Source organism: Humibacillus xanthopallidus, assembly GCF_006716675.1.
Taxonomy (GTDB): Bacteria; Actinomycetota; Actinomycetes; order Actinomycetales; family Dermatophilaceae; genus Humibacillus; species Humibacillus xanthopallidus_B.
The window spans coordinates 1289593-1312550 of the sequence record NZ_VFPM01000001.1; the positions used below are offsets into that span (position 1 = coordinate 1289593).

General features: G+C 71.8%; 23 protein-coding genes. 9 read left to right on the forward strand and 14 right to left on the reverse strand.

Annotation, left to right across the window (positions count from 1 at the left end; translation table 11 throughout):
• Window positions 1-20: 20 nt before the first annotated feature.
• From FBY41_RS05540 to FBY41_RS23310, 6 genes are all read right to left on the reverse strand, one after another.
• Window positions 21-1220 (reverse strand): MFS transporter, encoded by a 1200-nt coding sequence (locus FBY41_RS05540; protein WP_141842338.1) that lies wholly within the window; start codon window positions 1218-1220, stop codon window positions 21-23.
• Between the two features lie 104 nt (window positions 1221-1324).
• Complete coding sequence (locus tag FBY41_RS05545; RefSeq protein WP_141842339.1) at window positions 1325-2059, reverse strand: enoyl-CoA hydratase-related protein; 735 nt, start codon at window positions 2057-2059, stop codon at window positions 1325-1327.
• Between the two features lie 63 nt (window positions 2060-2122).
• Entirely contained in the window at window positions 2123-3220 is a 1098-nt protein-coding gene (locus tag FBY41_RS05550; RefSeq protein WP_141842340.1) for an acyl-CoA dehydrogenase family protein, read from the reverse strand.
• The gene (locus tag FBY41_RS05555) at window positions 3220-4368 is read right to left on the reverse strand and encodes an acyl-CoA dehydrogenase family protein (protein WP_141842341.1); all 1149 of its coding nucleotides are present in this window, start codon (window positions 4366-4368) and stop codon (window positions 3220-3222) included. Before FBY41_RS05555 ends, FBY41_RS05550 begins: the two co-directional genes overlap by 1 nt.
• 141 nt (window positions 4369-4509) lie before the next feature.
• Window positions 4510-5313: a sulfite exporter TauE/SafE family protein gene (locus tag FBY41_RS05560; protein ID WP_141843186.1), complete on the reverse strand. Its 804-nt coding sequence runs from the start codon at window positions 5311-5313 to the stop codon at window positions 4510-4512.
• A gap of 45 nt (window positions 5314-5358) precedes the next feature.
• The gene (locus FBY41_RS23310) at window positions 5359-5535 is read right to left on the reverse strand and encodes a hypothetical protein (RefSeq protein ID WP_185748903.1); all 177 of its coding nucleotides are present in this window, start codon (window positions 5533-5535) and stop codon (window positions 5359-5361) included.
• Window positions 5536-5798: 263 nt separating this feature from the next.
• Between FBY41_RS23310 and trxA the strand changes: the two genes are divergently transcribed.
• Genes trxA through FBY41_RS05575 form a run of 3 tightly spaced genes read left to right on the forward strand, consistent with a single transcriptional unit; the run spans window position 5799 to window position 6943 of the window.
• Entirely contained in the window at window positions 5799-6176 is a 378-nt protein-coding gene (gene trxA, locus FBY41_RS05565) for a thioredoxin (protein ID WP_141842342.1), read from the forward strand.
• Between the two features lie 41 nt (window positions 6177-6217).
• Window positions 6218-6628: a DUF302 domain-containing protein gene (locus FBY41_RS05570; protein ID WP_141843188.1), complete on the forward strand. Its 411-nt coding sequence runs from the start codon at window positions 6218-6220 to the stop codon at window positions 6626-6628.
• A 48-nt stretch (window positions 6629-6676) separates the two neighbouring features.
• Complete coding sequence (locus tag FBY41_RS05575) at window positions 6677-6943, forward strand: metal-sensitive transcriptional regulator (protein ID WP_141842343.1); 267 nt, start codon at window positions 6677-6679, stop codon at window positions 6941-6943.
• Between the two features lie 13 nt (window positions 6944-6956).
• On the opposite strand, the gene FBY41_RS05580 is transcribed toward FBY41_RS05575, so the two are convergent.
• Window positions 6957-8219 carry an Nramp family divalent metal transporter gene (locus FBY41_RS05580; RefSeq protein ID WP_260439575.1) on the reverse strand — a complete coding sequence of 421 codons (1263 nt, stop codon included), beginning with the start codon at window positions 8217-8219 and terminating at the stop codon, window positions 6957-6959.
• A 99-nt stretch (window positions 8220-8318) separates the two neighbouring features.
• A complete protein-coding gene (locus FBY41_RS05585; RefSeq protein WP_141842344.1) occupies window positions 8319-9824 on the reverse strand; it encodes a hypothetical protein in 1506 nt (501 codons plus the stop codon).
• Window positions 9825-9949: 125 nt separating this feature from the next.
• Between FBY41_RS05585 and FBY41_RS05590 the strand changes: the two genes are divergently transcribed.
• On the forward strand, window positions 9950-10321 hold the full coding sequence (locus tag FBY41_RS05590) for a TraR/DksA family transcriptional regulator (protein WP_141842345.1): 372 nt from the start codon (window positions 9950-9952) through the stop codon (window positions 10319-10321).
• Window positions 10322-10381: 60 nt separating this feature from the next.
• Here FBY41_RS05590 and FBY41_RS05595 read toward each other — a convergent pair whose 3' ends face one another.
• On the reverse strand, window positions 10382-11002 hold the full coding sequence (locus tag FBY41_RS05595) for a hypothetical protein (protein WP_141842346.1): 621 nt from the start codon (window positions 11000-11002) through the stop codon (window positions 10382-10384).
• Between the two features lie 123 nt (window positions 11003-11125).
• Entirely contained in the window at window positions 11126-11734 is a 609-nt protein-coding gene (locus FBY41_RS05600; protein WP_141842347.1) for a TetR/AcrR family transcriptional regulator, read from the reverse strand.
• Window positions 11735-11808: 74 nt separating this feature from the next.
• On the opposite strand from FBY41_RS05600, the gene FBY41_RS05605 reads away from it, so the two are divergent.
• Together FBY41_RS05605 and FBY41_RS05610 are read left to right on the forward strand one after the other, a co-directional pair.
• The gene (locus tag FBY41_RS05605) at window positions 11809-13569 is read left to right on the forward strand and encodes an MDR family MFS transporter (protein ID WP_141842348.1); all 1761 of its coding nucleotides are present in this window, start codon (window positions 11809-11811) and stop codon (window positions 13567-13569) included.
• 181 nt (window positions 13570-13750) lie between these two features.
• The gene (locus FBY41_RS05610) at window positions 13751-14572 is read left to right on the forward strand and encodes an oxidoreductase (protein ID WP_141842349.1); all 822 of its coding nucleotides are present in this window, start codon (window positions 13751-13753) and stop codon (window positions 14570-14572) included.
• Window positions 14573-14614: 42 nt separating this feature from the next.
• Here FBY41_RS05610 and FBY41_RS05615 read toward each other — a convergent pair whose 3' ends face one another.
• The 4 genes from FBY41_RS05615 to FBY41_RS05630 form a co-directional block, all read right to left on the reverse strand.
• Window positions 14615-16045 carry a dihydrolipoamide acetyltransferase family protein gene (locus tag FBY41_RS05615; protein WP_141842350.1) on the reverse strand — a complete coding sequence of 477 codons (1431 nt, stop codon included), beginning with the start codon at window positions 16043-16045 and terminating at the stop codon, window positions 14615-14617.
• A 15-nt stretch (window positions 16046-16060) separates the two neighbouring features.
• Window positions 16061-17047, reverse strand: a complete 987-nt coding sequence (locus FBY41_RS05620; RefSeq protein WP_141842351.1) for an alpha-ketoacid dehydrogenase subunit beta — start codon at window positions 17045-17047, stop codon at window positions 16061-16063.
• Window positions 17047-18201 carry a pyruvate dehydrogenase (acetyl-transferring) E1 component subunit alpha gene (gene pdhA / locus FBY41_RS05625; RefSeq protein ID WP_141842352.1) on the reverse strand — a complete coding sequence of 385 codons (1155 nt, stop codon included), beginning with the start codon at window positions 18199-18201 and terminating at the stop codon, window positions 17047-17049. Before pdhA ends, FBY41_RS05620 begins: the two co-directional genes overlap by 1 nt.
• 278 nt (window positions 18202-18479) lie before the next feature.
• A complete protein-coding gene (locus FBY41_RS05630) occupies window positions 18480-19838 on the reverse strand; it encodes an AAA family ATPase (protein ID WP_141842353.1) in 1359 nt (452 codons plus the stop codon).
• 170 nt (window positions 19839-20008) lie between these two features.
• Between FBY41_RS05630 and FBY41_RS05635 the strand changes: the two genes are divergently transcribed.
• Genes FBY41_RS05635 through FBY41_RS05640 form a run of 3 tightly spaced genes read left to right on the forward strand, consistent with a single transcriptional unit; the run spans window position 20009 to window position 22860 of the window.
• On the forward strand, window positions 20009-20380 hold the full coding sequence (locus FBY41_RS05635) for a hypothetical protein (RefSeq protein WP_141842354.1): 372 nt from the start codon (window positions 20009-20011) through the stop codon (window positions 20378-20380).
• A 3-nt stretch (window positions 20381-20383) separates the two neighbouring features.
• Window positions 20384-21250, forward strand: coding sequence for a hypothetical protein (locus tag FBY41_RS23315; protein WP_185748904.1), 867 nt, complete (start codon window positions 20384-20386; stop codon window positions 21248-21250).
• On the forward strand, window positions 21247-22860 hold the full coding sequence (locus tag FBY41_RS05640) for a protein kinase domain-containing protein (RefSeq protein ID WP_185748905.1): 1614 nt from the start codon (window positions 21247-21249) through the stop codon (window positions 22858-22860). The genes FBY41_RS23315 and FBY41_RS05640 overlap by 4 nt, the downstream gene beginning before the upstream one ends.
• The last annotated feature ends 98 nt before the right edge of the window (window positions 22861-22958 follow it).

Below are 22958 nucleotides of genomic sequence, written 5' to 3' on the forward strand. Positions count from 1 at the left end.
ACCACAACGGGCAGTCGCCGTCAGCGGAGGTTGTGCAGCTCGCGGCGCGTGAGGAAGGCCCGGGTGCCGAGCGCCATGACGAAGGCGAAGCCCCCGGCAATGACCGCCACCCAGTAGCCGTGCTGGGCGCCGATGCGGTCGATGACGACGCCGGAGATGGCCGACCCCGCGGCGACGCCGATGATGAGGCCGGTGAGCACGATCGTCATGCCCTCGTTGAGCTGTGCCTTCGGCACGATGCGCTCGATGAGGTTCATCGTCGTGATGAGCGTCGGCGCGGTCGCCATTCCGGCGACGAGCATGAGCCCGGCGAGCGCCCACAGGTTCGTGGCGATGAGCACCGGCATCTCGAGCACCGCCATGCCGAGCGTGCCGAGCATGAGCAGCTTGACGAGGTTGCGACCGTGCGAGATGTGGCCGAAGACGAGGCCGGCGGCAGCCGACCCCACGGCATACAGGGCGAGGATCGCTCCCGCCGCTCCCGGGGCGCCCCACTCCTGCGAGACGGCGAGCGTGACGACCTCGTTGACGCCGAAGATCACCCCGGTCATGACCATGATGAAGGCGAGGGGCACGAGCCCCGGCACGCGGTAGGCGTGCTCGCTCGGGCGCTCGTGGTGCGGCACGACGGGCGGCTCGGTCGAGCGGGCGGAGATGAAGACGAGGACGCCCACGGCATACGCGACGGTGGCGAAGAGGAAGCCCGCCTCGGGGAAGAAGGCCGTCGACAGCCAGATCGCGAGGACGGGCCCGATGACGAAGGTGACCTCCTCCATCACCTGCTCGAACGACATCGCGGAGTGCAGGTTGCGCGGGTCGTGGGCGAAGATGTGCGACCAGCGGGCGCGCGCCATCGTGCCGAGGTTGGGGATGGCCCCGCACAGGGGGAAGGTGATGAAGAGCAGCCAGCTCGGCCACCCCCGCAGCGAGGTCAGCAGCGTCATGACGGCCCAGAAGCCCGAGAAGAGGAAGAACGGGATCGCCACCCGGCGCTGCCCGTAGCGGTCGACGAGCCGCCCGAGGAAGGGTGCGCACACGGCGAGCGACACCATGCCTGCTGCCACGACGGCTCCGGCGAGCTCGTAGGAGCCGGTGCGGGCCGCGACCATCGCGACGACGGACACGCCGAACATCGAGCCGGCCGAGCGGGCCGTGAAGCCCCCGACGATGAACCTGCGGGCACCCGGGACCTCGAAGAGAGGTCGGTAGGTGGCCAGCACGGTCTCTCCACTTCTGCCGGGGACGGGGTCGGTGGTCGACCGCGCCTCGGGGCCGGCCAACCTCCCCATACTTGCACCCGAGCCCGGTGGTGCCGAATCGGTGCCTAACCTTCGCGGCGGCGCAGCGACCACATCTGCGGCGAGCGCTCGAGCTCGACGGCGACGTCCCAGGGCATGCCGCCGGGAGCCGTCTCGCGGCGGAAGCTGCCCACGGTGCGCCGCGCCAGCGCAGGGTCGGCGGCCACCCGGGTCGCGAGCGCCATGGCGCGTTCCAGCACGTCAGCGTCGTCGTATGCCGCCCAGGCCAGGCCCAGCGCGACGGCGCGCTCGCCGTCGACCTCCTCGCCGAAGAGGCCGAGGGCTGCCGCGGCCTCGCGCCCGGCGACCCGGTTGATCAGCGTGAAGTGACCACCCCCGGGGTGGATGCCGATCTGGGCGAAGCCGGGCAGGAGGCGGGCCGTGCGCGAGACGATGCGCAGGTCGGTGGCGAGGGCGAGGTTGAGCCCCGCGCCGACGGCGGCGCCGCGCACGGCGGCGATGGTCGGCACCCCGATCTCGCCGACCGTCGTGAAGGCGCGGTAGACGGTCTCGAGGTTGCGGTAGGCGCCGTCCTCGACGGGGTCGCGGCCGGTGTCGGCGAGCACGCTGCGCACGGCGCCGGCGCAGAAGTGCGACCCGCCCGTGACGACGAGCGCCCCGACGCTCTGGTCGCTCTCGGCGGTCCTGGCCGCGTCGGTGAGCTGCTGCGACATCTCGACCGAGAGGGCGTTGCGCCGCTCGGGGGCATCGAGGGTGATGACGGCGACACCGTCGGTCACCTCGTAGCGGACCTCGGTCATCGGGTGCTCCTCCTTCGTCGAGTGCTCACTTCCGCACGCCCCACTCCCGTCGAGTGCTCACTTTCAGACGCCCCCGCGCGTCGGGAACTGGGCACTCGACGGTTTGGCGCGGCCGGTCGTCATGAGCGACCAGAGCCGGTCGTGCCCCGCCGACACGGCGAGGCTCGTCAGGGTCTCGTCCCACTCGTGGAGCGAGCCGTACTCGCTGCGCCGGGCCAGGATGGGCTTGGTCAGCGTGTGCAGCTCGTGCTCGAGGGTCGTGCCGATCGCACCGAGCACCTGGTGCGCGCCGCGCACGACGACCGACGACCCGTGCCCGACGCACGACTTGGCGACGCCGACGGCGAAGAGCATGCCGGGGTCGGTCCAGTTCGTCGCTGACGCCCGGGCCACGGCGGCGTCGGTCGCTGCGCGGCCGAGCGCGGTCTCGGACGCGATGTCGCTGACGAGGTGCTGCACCGCCTGGAAGCGCCCGATCGGCCGCCCGAACTGGGTGCGCTCGGCGACGTGCCGCAGGACGATCTCGACGATGCGCTCCATCGCGCCGACGTTCTGGGCGCTGCGGGCCAGCGCCCCCCGTAGGTGGAACTGCTCGCCGACCGCGCGAGAGACAACGACTCCGGCCTCGAGCTCGTCGACGTCGAACTCGACCGTGTCACTGGGCTCCCCGGCGATGTTGCGCCGCTCGGTCAGCGCGACGTGGTCGAGGGGCACGTCGGCGACGCGCCACTCGTCGCGGTCCTCCCAGAGCGCGACGACGTGCGTCGCCTCCCGGGCCCACGTGACGTTGAGGGCGACCCCTGACGGGTCCGGACGGCATACCGTGCGCAGGCCACCGTCGTCGGGCAGGCCGGCTGCCTCGAGCAGCCAGCCGCCGAGCACGTCGTGCTCGACGAGCGGCACCGGCGCTGCGGCGCCCGCCGCGATGCCGAGCAGGGCGGCCGCATCGGCCCACGTGCCGCCGCTGCCACCCCGCTCGGGCGAACCGGTGAGCCGGCTGAGGCCGAGCTCCTCGAGGTGGGCCCAGAGGTCGCGGTCGAGGTCGACGAGGTGCGTCGGCGCCGGACGCCCGCTGCGGTATGCCGCGAAGAGCTCGCTCAGCACGCCCACGAGGTCAGGGTCGGCGCCGTGGAGCTCGACGAGCGGCCGGACGGACGGCATCAGCGCATCCCCAGCCCGCGCGCGATGACGCCCCGCAGGATCTCGTTGGTGCCGCCGCGGAGGGTGAAGCCCGGTCGCTGCAGGATCGCGGCGTGCAGGAGGGTGAAGAGCTCCTCGTCCTCCACCCACCCCGTGGCGGTGAGCCCGTCGACGTAGTCGGCGATGTCGCCCTCCGTCGTCGTGCCGAGCACCTTGACGACGGCTGCGGCGGTGTCGGCGGGCTCGTGCGCCTCGAGAGCGTGCGAGACGGCGAAGGACATCTGGTGCAGGCCGGCGACGCGGGCGACGAGGCGACCGAGACCCTCGTCGAGCGGCAGCCGGCCGTCCTCCATCGCCTGGGCGGCCGAGGCGAGCAGCGGGAAGGTCGAGAGCACCCGCTCCGGCCCGCTGCGCTCAAAGGCGAGCTCGGAGGTGACCTGGACCCAGCCGGCGCCGAGCCGGCCCAGCACCCGGTCGTCCGGCACGAGGACGCCGTCGAGGTGCACCTCGTTGAAGTGGTGGTCGCCATTCATCGAGACGATCGGCCGGATGTGCACGTCGGGCCCGCGCAGGTCGACGATGAACTGGCTGAGGCCGTCGTGGCGGCGCACGGGGTCGAGCGGCTCGGTGCGCGCGAGCGCGAAGAACGCGTCGGCCTCGTGCGCCCCGCTCGTCCACACCTTCGTGCCGGTGAGGCGCCAGCCGCCGTCGACACGCTCGGCGCGGGTGCGCACGCTCGCGAGGTCGGAGCCGGAGTCCGGCTCGCTCATGCCGATGCCGAAGACGAGCTCACCGCGGCTGATCGCGGGCAGGAAGGTGCGCTTCTGCTCCTCGGTGCCGTACGTGAGCAGCGACGGGCCGATCTGGCGCTCGGCGATCCAGTGGGCCGCCACCGGCGCGCCCGCGACGAGCAGCTCCTCGGTGACGACGAAGCGCTCCAGATAGGTGCGGCCGCGGCCGCCGTACTCCTCCGGGATGACCATGCCGAGCCAGCCGCGGCGTGCGAGCTCACGCGTGAAGTCGCGGTCCCACCGGGTCAGCCACGTGTCGACGTGGGGCACGAACACGCCGTCGCGCACCTGCTCGGCGAGGAAGGCGCGCACCTCGAGCCGCAGCTCCGTGAGCGCAGGAAGCTCCCTCGGGACGGGTGGGAGCAGACGGGCAGCCATGCCTTCCCTTCCTCGGACGGGCGGTGTGTCGGCCACTCTCCCACACTGCCCCCGGCATCGACCGGCGCCCCAAGGGCCGCAGCCCCGCAGCCGTTGGCCTCTGCGGCCGTATGCCGCCGGGCTGGGTGCCACCGGCCCCGCTCAGCCGATGAGGCCGAAGCTGCGGGCTGCGGTGTAGATCGCGACGAGGATGAGCAGCACGGCGAAGGTGATCGTGAGGCGGCGTGGGTCGACGGCGCCGGCCACCCGGCCACCGACGAGGCTCCCCGCGATGGCGGCCAGCGTGAAGACGCCGATGAGCCGCCAGTCGAGGTCGGTGCTGCCGTGGCTGAGGCGTGCGACGAGCGCGGTCGCGCTGTTGACGGCGATGACGAGCAGGGAGGTGCCGACCGCGGTCGGCATGGGGAAGCCGAGGGCGAGCACGAGAGCCGGCACGAGGACGAAGCCGCCGCCGACGCCGAAGAAGCCGGTGATGAGGCCGACCGCCGTGGCGGTCACGACGACCTTGGCCACGCGCGGGCAGGCGCACGAGAAGGGGCGGAGCGTGATCATCGGCTCCGCCGTGGGGTCGAAGGGCGGTCCGCCACTCGGCCGGTGCGCGAGGGCCCGGCGCAGCATGAGCGTCGCGACGACGAGCATGAGACCGGCGAAGGCGATGAGCAGGGTCGTGGCCGGCAGCGACTGCGAGAGCGCCGCCCCGGCGAAGGACCCGGCGGCGCCGAGGGCGCCGAACATCAGGCCCGCGCCGAAGCGCACGCGGTGGGCGCGAGCGTGCGGGATGACGGCGATGAGGGCCGTCAGGCCGACGATGATGAGCGAGCTCGTCGTGGCCGCCGCCGGGTCGAGCCCCAGGACGTAGACGAGCGCCGGGACGGTGAGGATGGAGCCGCCACCACCGAGGGCGCCCAGGGCGAGCCCGATGAGCACGCCGATGGGGATGGCCATCAGAAGCACGGCTCCACCTCACCTCCCGCCTGAACGCTCAGCCGATCAGCGGCCGAAGAGACGGCCGAGGAAGCCGCTGCCGCCCGTGGAGGAGGCGGCAGCGCCGACGTGGCCGGGGCAGCGCTGGCTCGTGGGCACCGAACGCATGACCTGGTCGACGTGCTGGCCGCAACCGGCCCAGGTCGTCTTGCCGCAGGTCTTGCAGGTGGCGGGTCGGCACATGGGGGTGTCTCCTTGGGGGTTCTCGGCTGCCGGGGCGCCCGGCGAGCGGATGGGTGTCGGTGCCACAAGCATACCCATGGGGGTATCGTGACGTGACCACGATAGCCCACGTCGACCACGGCGTCGAAACACTCGCAGTGCCGACCACTCCCCGCCCAGGGGTATGCCGTCCGGCGGGGAATGCGTCGGACGCCCCACCTGTTGCATACCCCAGAGGGTATGCTGTCCGGAAGAGCCGGAACCCTGAGTCCGAAGGAGACCACGTGTCCACTCGCAACCTGACCTCCGCCGACTTCGCGTCGACCATCGCCACCGAGGGCATCGTCCTCGTCGACTTCTGGGCTGCGTGGTGCGGCCCGTGTCGCATGTTCGCCCCCATCTACGAGGCAGCGTCCAAGGCCCACCCCGACATCGTCTTCGGCAAGATCGACACCGAGGCCGAGCAGTCGCTGGCCGCCGCGGCGCGCATCACCTCGATCCCCACGCTCATGGCCTTCCGCGACGGCATCCTCGTCTTCAGCCAGCCGGGCGCCCTGCCCGCAGCCGCCCTGGAGCAGGTCATCGAGGCGGTCCGCGGTCTCGACATGGACGACGTGCGTCGTCAGGTCGAGGCGCAGCAGACCGACGACGTCACCGCGTGAGCACCCGAACCCTTGCCGACCGACACACCGAGGAGCTCCCCATGAAGTACGCCCTGAGCACCACCGTCGCAGCCGGGTTCGACGAGACCCTCGCCGCCACCCGGGCACAGCTGGCTGAGGTCGGCTTCGGTGTCCTCACCGAGATCGACCTGGCCGCGACGCTCAAGGCCAAGCTCGACGTCGACATCCCCGCCCAGGTCGTGCTCGGCGCGTGCCGACCGCCGCTGGCGCACGCAGCCCTCGAGGCGGAGCCGTCGATCGGGCTGCTCCTGCCGTGCAACGTCGTCGTCCGCGCGGCTGACGAGGGCCACACCGTCGTCGAGGCGATGGACCCCGGCGTGATGGTGCGCATCACCGCCAACGACGCCCTCACCGAGGTCGCCGCAGATGCGCGCGAGCGGCTGAGCCGGGCGCTCGAGTCCCTGACGCCGGCAACGGCCCCCCAGCCGTAGCGTTGCCCTCAACCCACCACCTCAGCACCCCCACTTCAAGGAGCCGACATGGTCACCCTCAACCCCGATGACATGACCCCCGTGATCAACCGGCTCAAGCGCGCCCAGGGCCAGATCGGCGGCGTCATCCGCCTGCTCGAGGAGGGCCGCGACTGCCGCGACGTCGTCAACCAGCTCGCCGCCGTCAACCGCGCCCTCGACAAGGCCGGCTTCGCCATCGTGTCGAGCGGGCTGCGCGAGTGCCTCAGCAACCCCGACGGCATCCAGCCCGAGGACCAGGCGGCGATGGAGAAGCTCTTCCTCACCCTCGCCTGACCGCCTGAGGGCCTCAGCCCCCCGAGACGACGAGGTAGGCGCAGAGCCCGACGATGACGGCCGTGATGAGTGCGGCGGCCGTCGTCGTGAGCCTGTGGTTGACGAGCGCGCCCATGAGCGCGCGGTCACGGGTAAAGAGCAGCAGCGGGATGAGCGTGCCCGGCAGCGCGAAGGACAGCACGACCTGGCTCCAGACGAGCGCGCTCGTCGGGTCGACCCCGAAGCCGAGGATGACGAGGGCCGGCACGACGGCGAGCAGCCGTCGCAGCAGCGGTGCGATGGGGCGGCGGCCGAAGCCCGCCATGACGACGTCGCCCGTCTGCACCCCGACGAGCGTCGAGGCGAGGCCCGACGCCAGGAGCGCCACGGCCAGCATCGTCGCGGCGATCTGGCCGGAGTTCGCGGCGAGGGCGGCATACGCCGACTCGATGCTCGAGCCCGCCTCACTCCCGAGGCCCGCCGAGAAGACGACGAGGCTGACGTTCGCCGCGCCGGCCACGGTCATGGCGATGACGACGCTGCGCACGGTGCGGCGCCCCGCACGCAGTCGCTCGGCCTGCGTCACGGGCGCCGACCCGTCGTCGCGCCCGCGGGACGCAGCGGAGTGGAAGTGCAGGGCGTGCGGCATGACCGTCGCCCCGACGATGCCGACGGCGAGCAGCGCCGCCGAGGGTTCGAGCGGACCGGGCACGACGGAGCGCAGCAGCGCGACCCGGTCGATGTCGGCGATGAGGACCTGCCACAGCAACGAGGCGATGATGACGACGAGCAGCACGAGGACGACGGAGTCGAACCGGCTGCGCCCACGCACCTTGAGACCGAGCACGACGAGGCTGAAGGCCGTCACGCAGACGGCCCCCACCATGAGCGGCATGTCGAAGAGAAGCTTGAGCGCGATGGCGCCGCCGACGATCTCGGCGAGGTCGGTCATGACGACGACGAGCTCGGCCTGCGCCCAGAGGAGCACCCGCCCGACACCGGGGTAGCGCTCGGCACTGTGCTCGGCGAGGCTCTTGCCCGTCGCCATGCCGAGCTTGGCGGCGAGGTACTGGATGACCATCGCCGAGCAGCTCGCGAAGACGACGACCCACACGAGGGTGTAGCCGTGCTCGGCGCCCGAGGCGATGTTGACCCCGAAGTTGCCCGGGTCGACGTAGGCGATCGCCGCGAGCAGCGCCGGCACGAGGGTGCGGGGCGCGGTGAGGGTGCCACCCAGCCCGCGCTCCGGCGACCGGTCGTCGACCCGCCGCGGCTGCTGCGCCACTCGCTCACCCATCCGCACAGCATCTAGCCTCAGGGCTGCTCACGCCAACTCCCGGTTCACATTGAGACGCGCCTCACCGACGCCGGGTGCGTCTGCCGGGGGGCGGGCTCGTCAGCGAGCGGCCGCCACCCCGAGCAGGGCGGCGATCCCGAGGGCGCTGCGCGGGTCGTAGGCCGCGGTCCAGAGCCCACCGTGCACCGCGGCATACGCTTCGTCCTGCCACGGGTGGGGCTGGGCTGGAGCGCCCGTGCGCAGGTCGTGCACGAGCAGCGCCGCCATGAGCGTGTTGGCGGTGCCCGGCTCGAAGACCTCGATGCCGAAGCGGTGGGCGCCCGCATAGGCCGCCGCGAGCGCGCGGTTCTTGAGGACGGAGCGCGTGCGCGTCGGGGGCGCGACCTTGAGCGACACCAGTCCCCCGTCGGCGCGGTATGCCGTCGCCCTCCACCGCTGGAGCCGCTTGGCGAGCAGGTAGTTGGGTCCCTGCTGCAGGACGACGCTGTCGTTGATCCCCGGCGCCTCGGGCCCGTCGACGGGAACGTAGTTGCGGCGCAGGAGTCGCCCACCCGAGAGGGTGCGCAGCGGCACCCGGAGGACCTTGCTCGTGCGCCGCTCGGCGTAGTTGGCGACGGAGCGGGCGACGGCCGACCCGGGCACGGCGAAGACGTCGGTAGGGGTGGCGAGGAAGGCGAGCGCCACCTCGTCACGCCCGCGCCGCTCGATGACGCGGGCGCTGAGCGCGTCGACGGCCGCCGAGACGCGCACGTTGGTGGCACCGTCGGCATAGACGTAGTTGCCGATCACGAGCGGCCCCTCGAGCCGCTCGACCCAGTCGGTGACCGAACGGAGGTCGTGGACGAGGTCGCCGCCGAGCCGCTCGGCGAGCGGTGCACCACCCCTGCGCACGGGCACCGTGATCGAGCCGGCGCTCTTGCGCGTGTCTGCAATCAGCCTCTCCCACAGGTCCTTTCGGGGAAGGTCGACCGCCGCGACGTCCGCACCCCAGCGCAGCAGCGTGCGCAGAGGACCCATCTCGGCAGCCGCGCCGAGCACGACGACGGTGCGGTCCGACAGGTCGAGCCAGCCGGGGTTGTCGACGACGCGGCCGACGGCCTCCGCGAGGGTCGGCTCCACCGTGCCCGCGGCGACCCACGTGTCGACCTGGCGACGGAGCGCGTCGCCGGAGAGGCGCTGGCCGGCATACGGCACCGAGAGGGTGCGGTCGGGGGCGGCGGAGCCGCGGATCGTCTCGTGCCCCAGGGTGGTCGCGGGCTTCTGTGGCGCACTGGTGGCCCCACCGTCCTCGGCCGTGTCCGCGAAGGCCGCCGCGAGCGGACGGTCCTCGCCGCCGGACGACCAGCGCAGCCGGTCGTGCAGTGCGGCGATGCCGTCTCTCGCGATGGTGACCGCGGCATCGTCCGAGGAGAGCCCCGCCTCGACGAGCCGGCGGAAGTGGGGGAGGTAGCCCTGCCGCCAGTTCGTCTCGCGGGTGGCGGAGGCCGCGCCGACGGGGTCGACGGCGCGGAGCGCCTCGGCGACGACGGACCGCCCCACGACCGCCGTGCTGCGTCGCCCCGAGGAGGCGTCGACGGGGAAGACCACACCGCTGGAGTCGCTCATGGGCACATCCTGCCGGAGGGCCCTGCCGGGCGGGAGTGACCTCGCCCGGGCAGCGCGTGCCGGCTCGTGGTGTGCTGCGCCACTGACGCCATCCGGCGGGTGCCGATCGGCGGAGAATGAGGACCATGAGCGAGATGACGACAGCCCAGGGCGAGAGCCTCGCCCATGACCGCGCGACGGAGCTCGAGCGCCTTGCCGCACTGCGACGTGAGTTCGACGATGTCGTCGACGCGGCCGAAGGTGCCAACGGCGACGACGAGCACGACCCCGAGGGCCTCACCATCGCCTACGAGCGCTCGCAGATCGCCGCCTTCATCACCCAGGCCGAGCAGCACCTCGCCGAGATCGAGGCCGCACAGCGCCGCATCGCCGAGGGCACCTACGGGCTGTGCGAGGTGTGCGGGGGCTGCATCCCCGACGCCCGGCTCGAGGCGCGCCCGACCGCGACGACCTGTGTCGAGCACACGCCGTCGGCAAGGACCGCGCCCCTGCTCTGAGCGGCAGCGAACGCCACGGGTGCGTGCCTCGGCATCGGTTCCGAGGTGACAGACGCGGGTCTACCGGTGGTCGACGACGACGTAGGACACCTTGGCGATCGCGAAGTTGCCGGCCCGGTCGTGCGCGATGCACGTCACCGTGTGCCGGCCGGCCCGGCGGGTGCTGAGGGCGCGGCTGCCGTTGCAGCTCTGCTCTGCCACACCGGAGAGCGCGTCGTGCGCGCGGGGCGTGGCCACGACGATGCCGAACCGCGTGACCACCGAGCGCGTGACGACAGGCTCGAGCGTCGGCGGTGTGCCGTCGAAGCGGTAGGAGAACCCGACGTAGGGCGCGGTGAGGCCCGAGCCGTTCGTGCAGGTTCCGTAGACGGTGCGCGGCACCGCGGACTCGGTGGTCTCGATCGCACCGCCGTGACACGAGACGATCCCGCTCTCGGAGTCCTGCGCGGTCCAGGCGTAGCCGGACTCCTCGTTGTACCAGCCGTCGTCGTTCGGACCACCGAGGACCCCGAGTGAGTGGGGCGGAGTCGTGTCGAGGGCTGATGCCGCGGCCGCGACCTGCACCCCGTGGGCCGATGACCCACGACCGCCGATGAGGCCGAGGCCGCTCCAGGCGACAACTGCCAGGACGATCATCCAGATGCATCCCGATGCCAAGCGGTGCTCAGGCGTGCCCTTCATGTCGTGCTCCGATGCCCGGGCGCCTGCGCGGCGCCCACCACAGATCGGAAGGCCGGACCACGGCTCCTGATACAGGTTCGCTCCGATCGACGGCCACGCGATCGACGCCGGAGCCGGCTCGGGTCAGCCGAGACCGATGGCGATGCGGGCGAAGGCCGCGTCGATGTTGCTCTCGAGGTCGCCCGAGCCGCCGTTCTGCTGGTGCTCGATGCAGGCGCGCACGGCGGCGATGGCCACGGCGACCGTGATGCGGGGCTCGAGGGCGCTGCCGGGTGCGACACCGAGGCGCCGCTCGAGGGCGGCGGTCAGGGCGTTCTCGATGCGGATGTTGTTGCCGACGAGGGCGGGCGCGAGCGACGGCTCGCCGAGCAGGATGCGGCGACGCCTGGTCCGCAGCTCGCGGTCGAACGAGGCCGGGGCGAGCATGCCGGCGAGGATGCGACGAAGCGCGCCGATCGGCGACTCACCGTCGCGCACCTCCTCGAGCTGGGCGGCATACGACTCGAGCTCCTCAGCGGTCGTGCCGATGACGGCAGCCTCCTTGGACGGGAAGTAGTTGAAGAAGGTGCGGGCGCTGACGCCTGCGCGTGACGCGATCTCCTCGGTCGTGACGGCACTGAAGCCCTTCTCCTCGACGAGGTCGAGGGCAGCGAGGTTGAGCGCCCGGCGCGTCTCGCGCTTCTTGCGCTCGCGCAGGCCGCAGGCCTCGTCGGTCAGCAGATCCGTGCTCATGGCTCCATGGTGCCACGCTGCGTGCACCGACTGCAATTTTGCAGTGACTGCACGTTGGGCGTACGGTGGTGCCCATGCCACAGACATCCCAGGGGGTCATCACGGACGCCACCACCAGCCGCACGGTCAGCGCCGCAGCCAGCTCGAGCACGTCGGGAGCCGCACCCGCGCCGGCCGGATCGACCAAGCCGCCGGGGCTCGACCGCCCCACCCGCAACATCTTCATCGCGCTCATGCTCGGCATGCTCGTCGCGTCGATCAGCCAGACGATCGTCGGGCCCGCGATGCCGCGCATCGTCGCCGAGCTCGGCGGCATCGACCACTACTCGTGGCTCGCGACCGCAGCCATGCTCGTCAGCGCCATCACGGTGCCGATCGTCGGCAAGATGAGCGACCTCTACGGGCGCCGCGGCTTCTACCTCGGCGGGCTCGTCGTCTTCATGGCCGGCTCGGTGCTCGCGGGCTTCGCCCAGAACTTCTGGTGGCTGATCGCCGCCCGCGCCATCCAGGGCATCGGCATGGGCACGCTGATGCCGCTCTCGCAGACGATCATCGGCGACATCATCCCGCCCCGGCAGCGCGGCAAGTACCAAGGCCTCATGGGCGGCGTCTTCGGCCTCTCCTCGATCCTCGGCCCGCTCGTCGGCGGCTTCGTCACCGACAACTGGGGCTGGCGCTACCTCTTCTTCATCACCCTGCCCGTTGGGGTCTTCGCGTTCTTCGGCATCAGCCGTTTCCTCCACCTCGAGCACACCCCGCGCGAGACCGTCATCGACCGGGCCGGCATCGCGCTGCTCTCCATGACGCTCATCCTGCTGCTCGTGCCCACCTCGCTCGGTGGCACGACCCTGGCCTGGGGCTCCCCCGCCATCCTCGGCATGTATGCCGCCGGCGTCGTCGCGCTCATCGCCTTCGTCGCCGTCGAGCGCCGGGCCGTCGAGCCCGTCCTGCCGCTGCGCCTCTTCAAGAGCTCGCTCTTCACCCTGTCCAACATCGCGGCCTTCATGGTGTCGGTCATGATGTTCGGCGCGATGATCTACCTGCCGGTCTACGCCCAGGGCGTGCTCGGTGCGTCGGCCACGAACTCCGGCCTCATCCTCATGCCGATGTCGGTCGCCATGATCGGCCTGTCGATCATCTCCGGCCTCGTCATCACGAAGACCGGGCGTTACAAGCTCCAGACCATCGCAGGCATCCTCATCATGGGCGTCGGCTTCTGGCTGCTCACCCAGCTGCACTACGGCTCGAGCCAGCTCGACCTGACGCTCTCGATGATCGTCTTCGGCATCGGGCTCGGCATGGCCCTGCAGGTCTTCACCCTCATCATCCAGAACTCCTCGCAGCGCAAGGACCTCGGCGTCGCGACGGCGTCGACCCAATTCTTCCGCAACGTCGGATCGACCGTCGGCACAGCGGTTTTCGGCACGATCATGACGAGCGGTCTGGCCGGCAACATTGCCTCCCACCTGCCGGCGTCGGTCGTCGAGCAGATGCAGGCCTCGGGTCAGGAGATCAGCGCGGGGTCGGTGCTCGACCCGGCGGCCCTCGCCCAGCTGCCGCCGCAGATCGCCGCCGGGGTCCAGCAGGGCCTGGCCGACTCGCTGCACACCGTCTTCGTCTGGGGTCTCGTGCCCTTCGCGCTCGCCCTGCTCGCCACCATCTTCATCAAGGAGGTGCCGCTGCGTGACACCGTGCACACGCCCGACGAGGCGGGCCGCGAGCTGCTCGACACGATGTCGCAGAGCTCCGACGAGGAGCTCGCCGTGCCGCTCGGTCGTGAGGGCCGCAGCACCCGCCCGAGCGCGCGCGCCGAGGCGACGGCCTCAGTCGGCTGACGGCACCCCCTCAAGGTCGAGTGCCCAGTTCTCGGCGAGGTTCTGAGGTCGGGAAGTGGGCACTCGACCCCACCCTTGTGTCGAGTGCTCAGTTCTCGGCGGCGTTTGACGTCGGGAACTGGGCACTCGACTGAGGCCGGCCGGTCACGCACGTCCCGGCCATCCGGCATACGGTGGCGGGATGACCAAAGTAGCCCTCGTCACCGGCGCGTCCTCCGGCATCGGCGAGTCCATCGCCATCCACCTCGCCGCGACCGGATGGACGGTGTATGCCGTCGCCCGCCGGGTCGAGCGCATGGCCGCGCTCGAGTCGCGTGGCATCCACACGTTCGCGATGGACGTCACCGACGACGCGTCGATGGTGGAGGGCATCGACCGCATCATCACCGAGCAGGGCCAGATCGACGCCCTCGTCAACAATGCCGGCTACGGCTCCTACGGTCCGGTCGAGCACGTGCCGATCGACGAGGCCAGACGGCAGTTCGAGGTCAACGTCTTCGGGCTCGCGCGCCTCACCCAGCTCGTCATCCCGCACATGCGCACCCGTCGCCGCGGCCGGATCGTCAACATCTCGAGCATCGGCGGCAAGATCTACGAGCCCCTCGGCGCGTGGTACCACGCGACGAAGTTCGCGGTCGAGGGCTTCAGCGACAGCCTGCGCATCGAGCTCGCGCCCTTCGGCATCGACGTCGTCATCGTCGAGCCCGGGCCGATCATCTCGGAGTGGAACACCATCGCCCGCGAGGGCATGGTCGAGCAGTCGGTGGGGACGGTCTACGAGGACCTCGCGCGGCGGATGGCCGTCATGTACGAGCGGGTCGACACCCCGCGTATGAGCTCGGGCCCCGAAGTGGTCGCCGAGAAGGTGCTCAAGGCCCTGGAGACCGTCAACCCCGCAGCCCGCTACCCGGCCGGGCGCGGGGCACGGGCCATCGTGACCGCTCGACGGCTCCTCCCCGACCGGGCGATGGACGCCATCATGAGGCGCGCCTCGGCCGGCTGATCCCGCGAACGGCACGTTCGCGGAATCAGCCGGTCAAGCGGGTCAGCCCCAGACGAGCGCCTGCGCCGGGTCCTCGAGGATGGCCGCGAGGTCGGAGAGGAAGCGGCTGCCGAGCTCGCCGTCGATGAGGCGGTGGTCGAAGCTGACCGCGAGCTGGGTGACGTGACGGATCGCGATCTCGTCGGTGCCGTCGGCCCCGGTGACGACCCAGGGCTGCTTGCGGATCGCTCCGAAGCACACGATCGCCGACTCGCCGGGGTTGATGATCGGGGTGCCGCTGTCGACGCCGAAGACGCCGACGTTGGTGATCGTGATCGTGCCGCCGGACATCTCGGCCGGCTGGGTGCGACCCTCGCGTGCCGTCGCCGTCAGCTGCCCGATGGCCTCAGCCAGCTCGAGCATCGTCAGGGCGTGGGCGTCCTTGATGTTCGGCACGATGAGGCCACGCGGGGTCGCCGCGGCGATGCCGAGGTTGACGTAGTTCTTCTGCACGATCTCCTGGGCCGCGTCGTCCCAGGTGGCGTTCATGCCCGGGTTGCGACGGATCGCGATCACGAGTGCCCGCGCGAGGACGAGCAGCGGCGTGACCTTGACGTCCTTGAACTCGCGGGTGCCCTTGAGCCGGTCGACGAGCTCCATCGTCTTCGTCACGTCGAGGGTGATCCACTCGGTGACGTGCGGCGCGGTGAACGCCGAGCCGACCATGGCCTGCGCCGTCATCTTGCGCACGCCCTTGATGGGGATGCGCTCCTCGCGCTTCCCGGAGCCGAAGGGCACGCGGTATGCCGCGCCGCCGGGTGCTTCAGAGACCGCCGAGTCCGCTTGTGGCGCAGTGGAGCCCGAGACGTGTGCGTTGACGTCGTCACGCGTGATGACCCCGTCGGGGCCGGTCGGCGTGACGGCGGCAAGGTCGATGCCGAGGTCCTTGGCGAGCTTGCGCACCGGAGGCTTCGCCTTGGGGCGGGAGCCGGCATCGCCGGTGCCCGCGCCGTCGGCGGCCGGCACCGGAGCCGACACGACGGCCACGGGTGCAGCCGCGGCGGCCGCGGGGGCGACGGCGGGCGCGGACGAGCCGGACGGCATACCGGCGCCTGAGGTCTTGCGTGCGCGGCGCGCGGTGGCGCCGGCCTTGGCGCCGTAGCCGACGAGGATCGCCTCGGAGGCGCCCTCGGCAGGGGCGGCCTTCTCGCCGGGGACGGACGGTGCGGCCGCGGGGGTGTCGTCGCCGCCGAGACCGTCGTCGATCGAGATGATGGGCGTGCCGACGTCGATGGTCTGGCCCACCTCGACGAGCAGGTCCTTGACGGTGCCCGCCCACGGGATGGGCAGCTCGACGAGCGACTTCGCCGTCTCGATCTCGAGGACCATGTCGTTGACCTTGACGGTGTCGCCGGGGGCGACCTTCCACTCCACGATCTCGGCCTCGACGAGGCCTTCACCGGGGTCGGGCAGGTTGAACGTCTTGATTGCCATGTGTCGCAGCCCTTCTCAGTACGCGAGCGCGCGGTCGACGCCGTCGAGGATCCGGTCGAGGTCGGGGAGGAACTCCTCCTCCATGCGGCTCGGCGGGTAGGGGATGTTGGCCCCGTTGACCCGGATGACCGGCGCCTCGAGCTCGTAGAAGCACTGCTCGGTCACCTGGGCGGAGATCTCCGACGCCATGCCGAGGAAGCTGCTCGCCTCGTGGACCACGACGAGGCGACCCGTCTTGCGCACCGACGCCACGATGGTGTCGATCGGCAGCGGCGAGAGCGAGCGCAGGTCGATGACCTCGATGCTCGTGCCCTCGGCCTCGGCTGCTGCGGCGGACTCGACCATCGTCTTGACGACCGGGCCGTAGCCGACGAGCGTCACGTCGCTGCCATGACGAATCACGTTGGCCTCGAAGAGGCCTCGTGGCGCCGACGCTGCTGCAGTGTCGTACTCGGCGCGGTCGTGGTAGCGCCGCTTCGGCTCGAAGAAGATGACCGGGTCATCGCACGCGACGGCCTGCCGGATCATCCAGTGGGCGTCCTCGGGGTTGCTGCACGCGACGACGCGCAGGCCGGCGGTGTGGGCGAAGTAGGCCTCCGGGCTCTCGGAGTGGTGCTCCGGGCTGCCGATGCCGCCGCCGAAGGGGATGCGGATGACCATGGGGATCTTGATGGCCCCGAGCGAGCGCGCCCGCATCTTGGCCACCTGACTGACGATCTGGTCGAACGCCGGGTACACGAAGCCGTCGAACTGGATCTCGCAGACCGGGCGGTAGCCGCGCAGGGCCATGCCGACCGCGGTGCCGACGATGCCCGACTCCGCGAGCGGGCTGTCGATGACGCGCTCTTCGCCGAAGTCCTTCTGCAGGCCCTCGGTGATGCGGAAGACGCCGCCGAGCTTGCCGATGTCCTCACCGATGAGCACGACCTTGGGGTCGGCCTCCATCGCCTTGCGCAGGCCGTTGGTGATGCTCTTTCCGAGGGTGACCTTCTCGAGTGCCATCAGTTCGCCTCCTCGAAGCTCGCCTTGTAGGCAAGGTAGGCGGCGCGCTCCGCCTCCATCACGGGGTGCTCCTCGGCGTAGATGTGGTCCCACATCGTCTCGCCGGGCATCGTCTTCATCGTGACGCAGCCCTCGCGCAGCTCGGCGGCGAAGCGGTCGGCCTCCTCGTCGACGGCGGTGAAGTAGGACTCGTCGGCCATGCCCTCGTGGGCGAGGTAGGACTTGAGGCGCAGGATCGGGTCGCGGAACTTCCACTCCTCGACCTCGGCCGACACGCGGTACTTCGTCGGGTCGTCGGCGGTCGTGTGGGCACCCATCCGGTACGTGTAGGCCTCGATGAGCAGCGGGCCGTTGCCGTTGCGGGCCTCGTCGAGGCAGTGCTGCGTCACGGCATACGTCGCGAGGATGTCGTTGCCGTCGACGCGCACGCCGGGGAAGCCGAAGCCGCGGGCGCGCTGGAAGAGCGGGATGCGGGTCTGCTTCTCGACGGGCTCGGAGATGGCCCACTGGTTGTTCTGGCAGAAGAAGACGACCGGCGCGTCGAAGCTCGCCGCGTAGACGAACGCCTCGTTGACGTCACCCTGCGAGCTGGCTCCGTCACCGAAGTAGCAGATGACCGCCGTGTCGCGGTCGGGGTCGCCGGTGCCGACGTTGCCGTCCATCCGCACGCCCATGGCGTAGCCCGTCGCGTGGAGGGCCTGCGCGCCGATGACGATCGTGTAGAGGTGGAAGTTGTGCTCGGCCGGGTCCCAGCCACCCTGGCTGACGCCGCGGAAGAGCTGCAGCGAACTCTGGGGGTCCATGCCGCGCACGAAGCCGACGCCGTGCTCGCGGTAGGTCGGGAAGACGAAGTCGTGCGGCTTGAGGGCGCGGCCGGAGCCGACCTGCGCCGCCTCCTGGCCGAGCAGGCTCGGCCACAGCCCGAGCTCGCCCTGACGCTGGAGGGCATAGCCCTCGGCGTCGAGGCGCCGGATGAGGACGAGGTCGCGGTAGAAGCTCCGCAGCTCGTCGGCCGTCAGGTCCGCGACGTACTTGTCGTAGTCGGGGTGGGACACGCGCTGCCCCTCCGGGGTCAGCAGCTGGATCATGTCCGGGCCACCGTCGCCGACCGAAGGGGTCGGCTCGTGCAGCTCGGCGACTACCTTGTCGCTCACAGGGCGCTCCTTTGCCGGTGGGCCGGCCTGGGTCGGGCCGCGCGCGGGGATCACCCGGTCGACGGCTGTGTCACACGCGCCCGCCGAGGTGACGGCTGGCACGTGCGGGTCCTCGGCACGGAACTTACCGGAGCCTCCCGAGAATCTCACAATGCGGGACGCCCCGGCGCCCCTCCCGAGCAGGTATGCCGTCCGGGCCACCCCGCGCGCGCACCACCAACCACCGGGTCGGACGCGTCGTCCGATCAGGGGTTCGCAGCGCTCGTCGGTGGCTGGTGTCAGCGGCGGCTCCCCCACGACCAGGGCGGGGTGGTGAGCGGGCCCTGGCCCTGCACGAAGGTCTCACCGAGGTCCTTGACGAGGGTGATCGGGTGCGCCGTCGCTTCCCGTCCGATGCCCGTGTCGGCAGCATCGGGCTCCTCGTCATCACCCCAGGAGCCGACCCCGAGCTCGGTCACGAGCCGGGCAGAGTGCGACACGACCATGACCTGGCTGCGCTCGGCCGCTGCCCGGATGAGCCGGGCCAGCGGCGGCAGCAGGTCGGGGTGGAGGGAGGTCTCGGGCTCGTTGAGCACGAGCAGCGGGGGCGGGTCGACGGTCAGCAGTGCGGCGACGAGCAGCAGGTAGCGCAGGGTGCCGTCGGAGAGCTCTGCGCTCGTGAGCGGGCGCAGCATGCCGGGCTGGTGCAGCGCCACGTCGAAGCGCCCGCCCTCGACCGTGACGTCGAGGATGGCGCCGTCGAAGGCGTCGGCGACGGCACGGTCGAGCACCGACCGGCCGTCCTCCCGGATCGTCTGCAGGGCGGCCGCGAGGTCGTGCCCGTCGTCGGAGAGGACGGGCGTGCGCGTGCCGACGTGCGCCTGGCGGGCCGGGGCAGCCGCATCGGCCCGGAAGGAGTCGTAGAAGCGCCAGCCGGAGCTCATCCGCCGCACCCGGATGAGCTCCGGTGCCCGCTCCGGGTCGGCGAGCTCGGTCAGCATGCTCTCCCACGGCCGGAGCGACCGGGTGAGCTCGACCCAGCCACGTTGCGTCGTCGTCGCAGTGGCAGCCGCACCCGTGCCGCGCTGCCCACCCCCGGGCGGGCCGGCGTCCGACTCCCACTCCTCGTCACCGCCCCAGGCGTCGTCCCACCCGTCGTCGGCGGCGGCCGGTGCCCGGGTCTCGACCCGACCCCAGCGGCGACGCACGAGCACCGAGCCCGGGCGCATGACGGGCCCCGCCCACACCACCTCGCGCTTGATCTCGGGATCACGCAGGAACGCCGAGGCCCCCGGCTCGTCGGCCGACCCCGACGACTGCTGCGGCAGGCCGAGGTCGACGAGGTAGCCGAGGTCGTCGGTGGCGAACCCGAGCCGGAGGCTGATCGGCCCCTTGCGCGCCGTGCCCTGCACGGCATGGCCCTCGCGGCGCGCGCCGCCGAGGGTCGCGGGGCCGGCCCACAGGGCCGACTGCAGGCCACCCTCCCGGGCCAGCGTGCCGACGACGTCACCCCGGCCGCAGCCCGCGAGCAACCGCAGCGCGCGGTAGAGGCTCGACTTGCCGCTGCCGTTCGCGCCCGTGACGACGTCGAGCCCGTGCAGCGGCACGACGACGTCGCGCAGCGAGCGGTAGCCCGAGACGGCGACGGTGGTCAGCATGCGTAGACGGTATGCCGCAGCGCCGACAGCGCCGGACGGCATACCCCTGCGGTGAGCCCGGCCGGGGTATCACCGCCCGGGCGCGGCGCCTCTGCAGGGTGGTGATCCGATCCGGATTCCCGCAGCGCCACGGTCACTGGGGGCGTGGCAGCGATCAGAGGAGCCAAACCATGGGGTTCTACATCAAGGACCTTTACGTCCACCGCGTGCCGAAGTTCCGCTGGCACGACCCGCTCACCAACCCGCCCACGATCCCGGAGACCTCACCGATCATCCGGGCGTCCGCGCTGTCACCGCACGTCGCGGTGGGACGTGGCGGCGGCGGCTCCGTCGGGCTGCCGGCCGATGACAACACGCTCTACACGATCCCGACGCCGATCACGCCGATCGTCTTCCCCGGGAGCCGTCTCGAGGAGACCGACCTGCAGCTGGTGCGCGACAACCTCCAGGTCACCCTCGATGCCGTCAACCGCCAGATCGAGTCGATGCAGGCGACCGGCGAGGACATCGCCTACGTCGCCTCCGTCGTCGGCAAGGGCTGACCCGTGTCACACCCCTCCGGTGGGCGGCTCGCCGAGCTCACGCGTGCCGCTGTGGTGCGGGCGGCGGCGCTCACCGGACGGGTGGACGTCGCGATGGCCGACCCCGCAGCGCTGGCAGCGCTGCTCTACCGGGCCGGCGGATCCGTGCCCGATGGGCGGCTCGACCCGCGGTGGGCGGGTCACGTCGTCACGGCGGCCGAGCGCACCGCACGTGAAGGACTCGCGGGACACACGCGCACGGACGGGCAGCACTGGCGCAGCTGGACAGCCACCGATGCCGACCCGGCTACCCTCGTCCACAAGGTCTACGTGAGCCCCGCCGTGTGCGACCTCGGCACGACGCTCGGCGTCATCCTCACGCACGCCCCGTTGCTCGGTGTGCCGGCGTGGAAGGTCGGGGCCGACCTCGCCGGGCTCCATCGCCCCGACAAGATCGTGCTCTACCTTGCAAGCTCCGAACGCGCCGAGCGGGTGGCTGCCACCCTGGCCTTGGCGCTCGGGAGCTTTGCGGCACAGGGAGTTCCGTTCACCGGCCAGGTGGGTGCCACGGGCATTGTGTCGCGTGGCCGCGACGTCGCCGGCACGAGCTGGCGAGCCGACGTATGCCGTCAGGTGGCCGAGTCGCTGTGCGTGAGCCGGGAGGAGCTGGGCACTCACGCCCGCGCCGCCGAGGTGGCGGACGAGGCGCTCTCGCGGCTTGCCGAGCAAGGGCTCGACGTGCACTCCTGGCACCCGCCGACCGACGAGCTCCACGAGCCCGCCACTCCTGCAATGACATTCCCGACGCGGCCGACCCCCGCAGCGGGTGTCCCGAGTCGCCTCCTCACCTCAGGAGCGCGACGGACCCGAGCCGAGGTGAGCTGCGCATGACCGTGGCCGACATGCGTTATGTGCTGCCGACCGACGCAGAGACGGTGGCCCTGCCCGACCATGGCGAGGTGCTTCTCGCTCGCCGCGGCAGCCGGGTGACGCCCCAGCTGCTCTCGGCGGACTCGATGCGGCTGCTCGAGCAGTTCCGCACCCCGTCGACCCTGACGCAGGCCGTCCTCGGCTACTGCGCGGCGACGGGGAGCGACCCGGTGTCAACCCTCGAGGACGCCTTCCCGGTGCTCGTCGCCCTCACCCACGCCGACCTGCTCGTGCCCGACGGGTCTGACAGCGCGGCGGCCATGGAGGACAGGCAGCGCGTCGGCGAGGTCGCCGGACCCGCCACCATCACTGCTCGGTTGCGGACCCTGCGCGACAGCGAGATCTGGCGCGGAGAGCTGTGCGACGGCACCCCGGTCGTCGTCAAGATCGTCGACGACGCGGCCTTCGGACCGGACCTCTTCGCCCGAGAGGTCGCCGCGCTGTGCCGCCTCTCCCCGCTCGCCGGCACCGACGTGCCGCAGCTCGTGTGGCACGAGGCGTCACCGACCGGAGGCACCCTCGTGCTCAGCGAGGTCGTCGGCGACCCCGTCGACCTCGCCGTGGCCGACCGTGGTGACGACGCCCGACGCACAGTCGCCGTCGCCGTGCTCGACGCCTACACCGCCCTCCACGAGTGCGGCGTGCTCCACGGCGACGTCCACGCCGGCAACGTGCTGCTCCGCCCCGACGGCACCGTCACCGTCATCGACTTCGGGCTGGCCCAGCTGGCCGACGCGAGCAGCGAGCCGGGGGTGCCCGTCCCCCGGGCGGCTGGCGGCGAGGGCCTCGACCCCTCCTGCGCGAGGGCCCTGCTCGAGCAGCGTGCCCTGCCGCCGCTCGACTCGGCATCCGAGCAGTATGCGATCGCCGCCCTCGTGCACCGCGTCCTCACCTCCACCTCCTACCTCGACCTCGCCTGCGAGCGCGAGGAGGCCCTGCGCCGCATCGCGACCGACGAGCCCCGGCGCTTCGCCGCGGTGGGCCGGGCGCCCTGGCCCTCGGGCGAGCGGGTCCTGCGCCGCGCCCTGTCGAAGTCGCCAACCGAGCGCTTCGCCACGACGGCCGCCCTGCGCGATGCGCTCGCCGCGGCCACCCGAGCCGACGCCGCCCACGTCGCTCACCTCGCCCACGGCATCGAAACCGCTCCGGAGGCCGACCGCCGCCGTGCCGTCGCGGCGCTGGAGGTCGACGGAGCCATCTGGCAGGGCGCCGACCCCGACGAGGCGGCCCACGCCGCCTGGTTCCTCCAGCGCCTCGCCGACCTCACGGGCGACGTCACGGCCCACGACCTCGCGGCGGTGTGGACCCTGCGCGCCGGCGGCTCGCTGCCGCCCGCACCCCGCCCCGACGAAGGGGTCACGCGGGCGCACGGCGAGCTCGACGCATACTGCCGCACGGGCGACGACGTGCACCTGCGCCGTGCCCGGGCCATCGCCACCCGACTCGGCACTGCACCGGTCTGGCGGGTCGACGTGCGACGCGGCCGGTGGGCCAGCGTGCTCGCCGCCCTCGAGTGCGAGCGCCCCGCGGACGCCGTCCTCCCCGGAACCGCCGACCTTCTCAGCCCCTGACCTCGAGTGCTCAGTTCCCGACGAAGACCCGTCGGGACCTGAGCACTCGACCAGGGGCGTGCGTTTGGGAAGTGAGCACTCGAGTCTTGGGTCGGGTC

Coding starts and splice junctions, on each gene's coding strand:
- FBY41_RS05545 (WP_141842339.1), bottom strand. CDS start 2,059: ATGACCGAGGTCCGCTACGAGGTGACCGACGGTGTCGCCGTCATCACC.
- FBY41_RS05550 (WP_141842340.1), bottom strand. CDS start 3,220: ATGCCGTCCGTCCGGCCGCTCGTCGAGCTCCACGGCGCCGACCCTGAC.
- FBY41_RS05555 (WP_141842341.1), bottom strand. CDS start 4,368: ATGGCTGCCCGTCTGCTCCCACCCGTCCCGAGGGAGCTTCCTGCGCTC.
- FBY41_RS05560 (WP_141843186.1), bottom strand. CDS start 5,313: ATGGCCATCCCCATCGGCGTGCTCATCGGGCTCGCCCTGGGCGCCCTC.
- FBY41_RS23310 (WP_185748903.1), bottom strand. CDS start 5,535: ATGTGCCGACCCGCCACCTGCAAGACCTGCGGCAAGACGACCTGGGCC.
- FBY41_RS05570 (WP_141843188.1), top strand. CDS start 6,218: ATGAAGTACGCCCTGAGCACCACCGTCGCAGCCGGGTTCGACGAGACC.
- FBY41_RS05575 (WP_141842343.1), top strand. CDS start 6,677: ATGGTCACCCTCAACCCCGATGACATGACCCCCGTGATCAACCGGCTC.
- FBY41_RS05580 (WP_260439575.1), bottom strand. CDS start 8,219: ATGGGTGAGCGAGTGGCGCAGCAGCCGCGGCGGGTCGACGACCGGTCG.
- FBY41_RS05585 (WP_141842344.1), bottom strand. CDS start 9,824: ATGAGCGACTCCAGCGGTGTGGTCTTCCCCGTCGACGCCTCCTCGGGG.
- FBY41_RS05590 (WP_141842345.1), top strand. CDS start 9,950: ATGAGCGAGATGACGACAGCCCAGGGCGAGAGCCTCGCCCATGACCGC.
- FBY41_RS05595 (WP_141842346.1), bottom strand. CDS start 11,002: ATGAAGGGCACGCCTGAGCACCGCTTGGCATCGGGATGCATCTGGATG.
- FBY41_RS05600 (WP_141842347.1), bottom strand. CDS start 11,734: ATGAGCACGGATCTGCTGACCGACGAGGCCTGCGGCCTGCGCGAGCGC.
- FBY41_RS05605 (WP_141842348.1), top strand. CDS start 11,809: ATGCCACAGACATCCCAGGGGGTCATCACGGACGCCACCACCAGCCGC.
- FBY41_RS05610 (WP_141842349.1), top strand. CDS start 13,751: ATGACCAAAGTAGCCCTCGTCACCGGCGCGTCCTCCGGCATCGGCGAG.
- FBY41_RS05615 (WP_141842350.1), bottom strand. CDS start 16,045: ATGGCAATCAAGACGTTCAACCTGCCCGACCCCGGTGAAGGCCTCGTC.
- FBY41_RS05620 (WP_141842351.1), bottom strand. CDS start 17,047: ATGGCACTCGAGAAGGTCACCCTCGGAAAGAGCATCACCAACGGCCTG.
- FBY41_RS05630 (WP_141842353.1), bottom strand. CDS start 19,838: ATGCTGACCACCGTCGCCGTCTCGGGCTACCGCTCGCTGCGCGACGTC.
- FBY41_RS05635 (WP_141842354.1), top strand. CDS start 20,009: ATGGGGTTCTACATCAAGGACCTTTACGTCCACCGCGTGCCGAAGTTC.
- FBY41_RS05640 (WP_185748905.1), top strand. CDS start 21,247: ATGACCGTGGCCGACATGCGTTATGTGCTGCCGACCGACGCAGAGACG.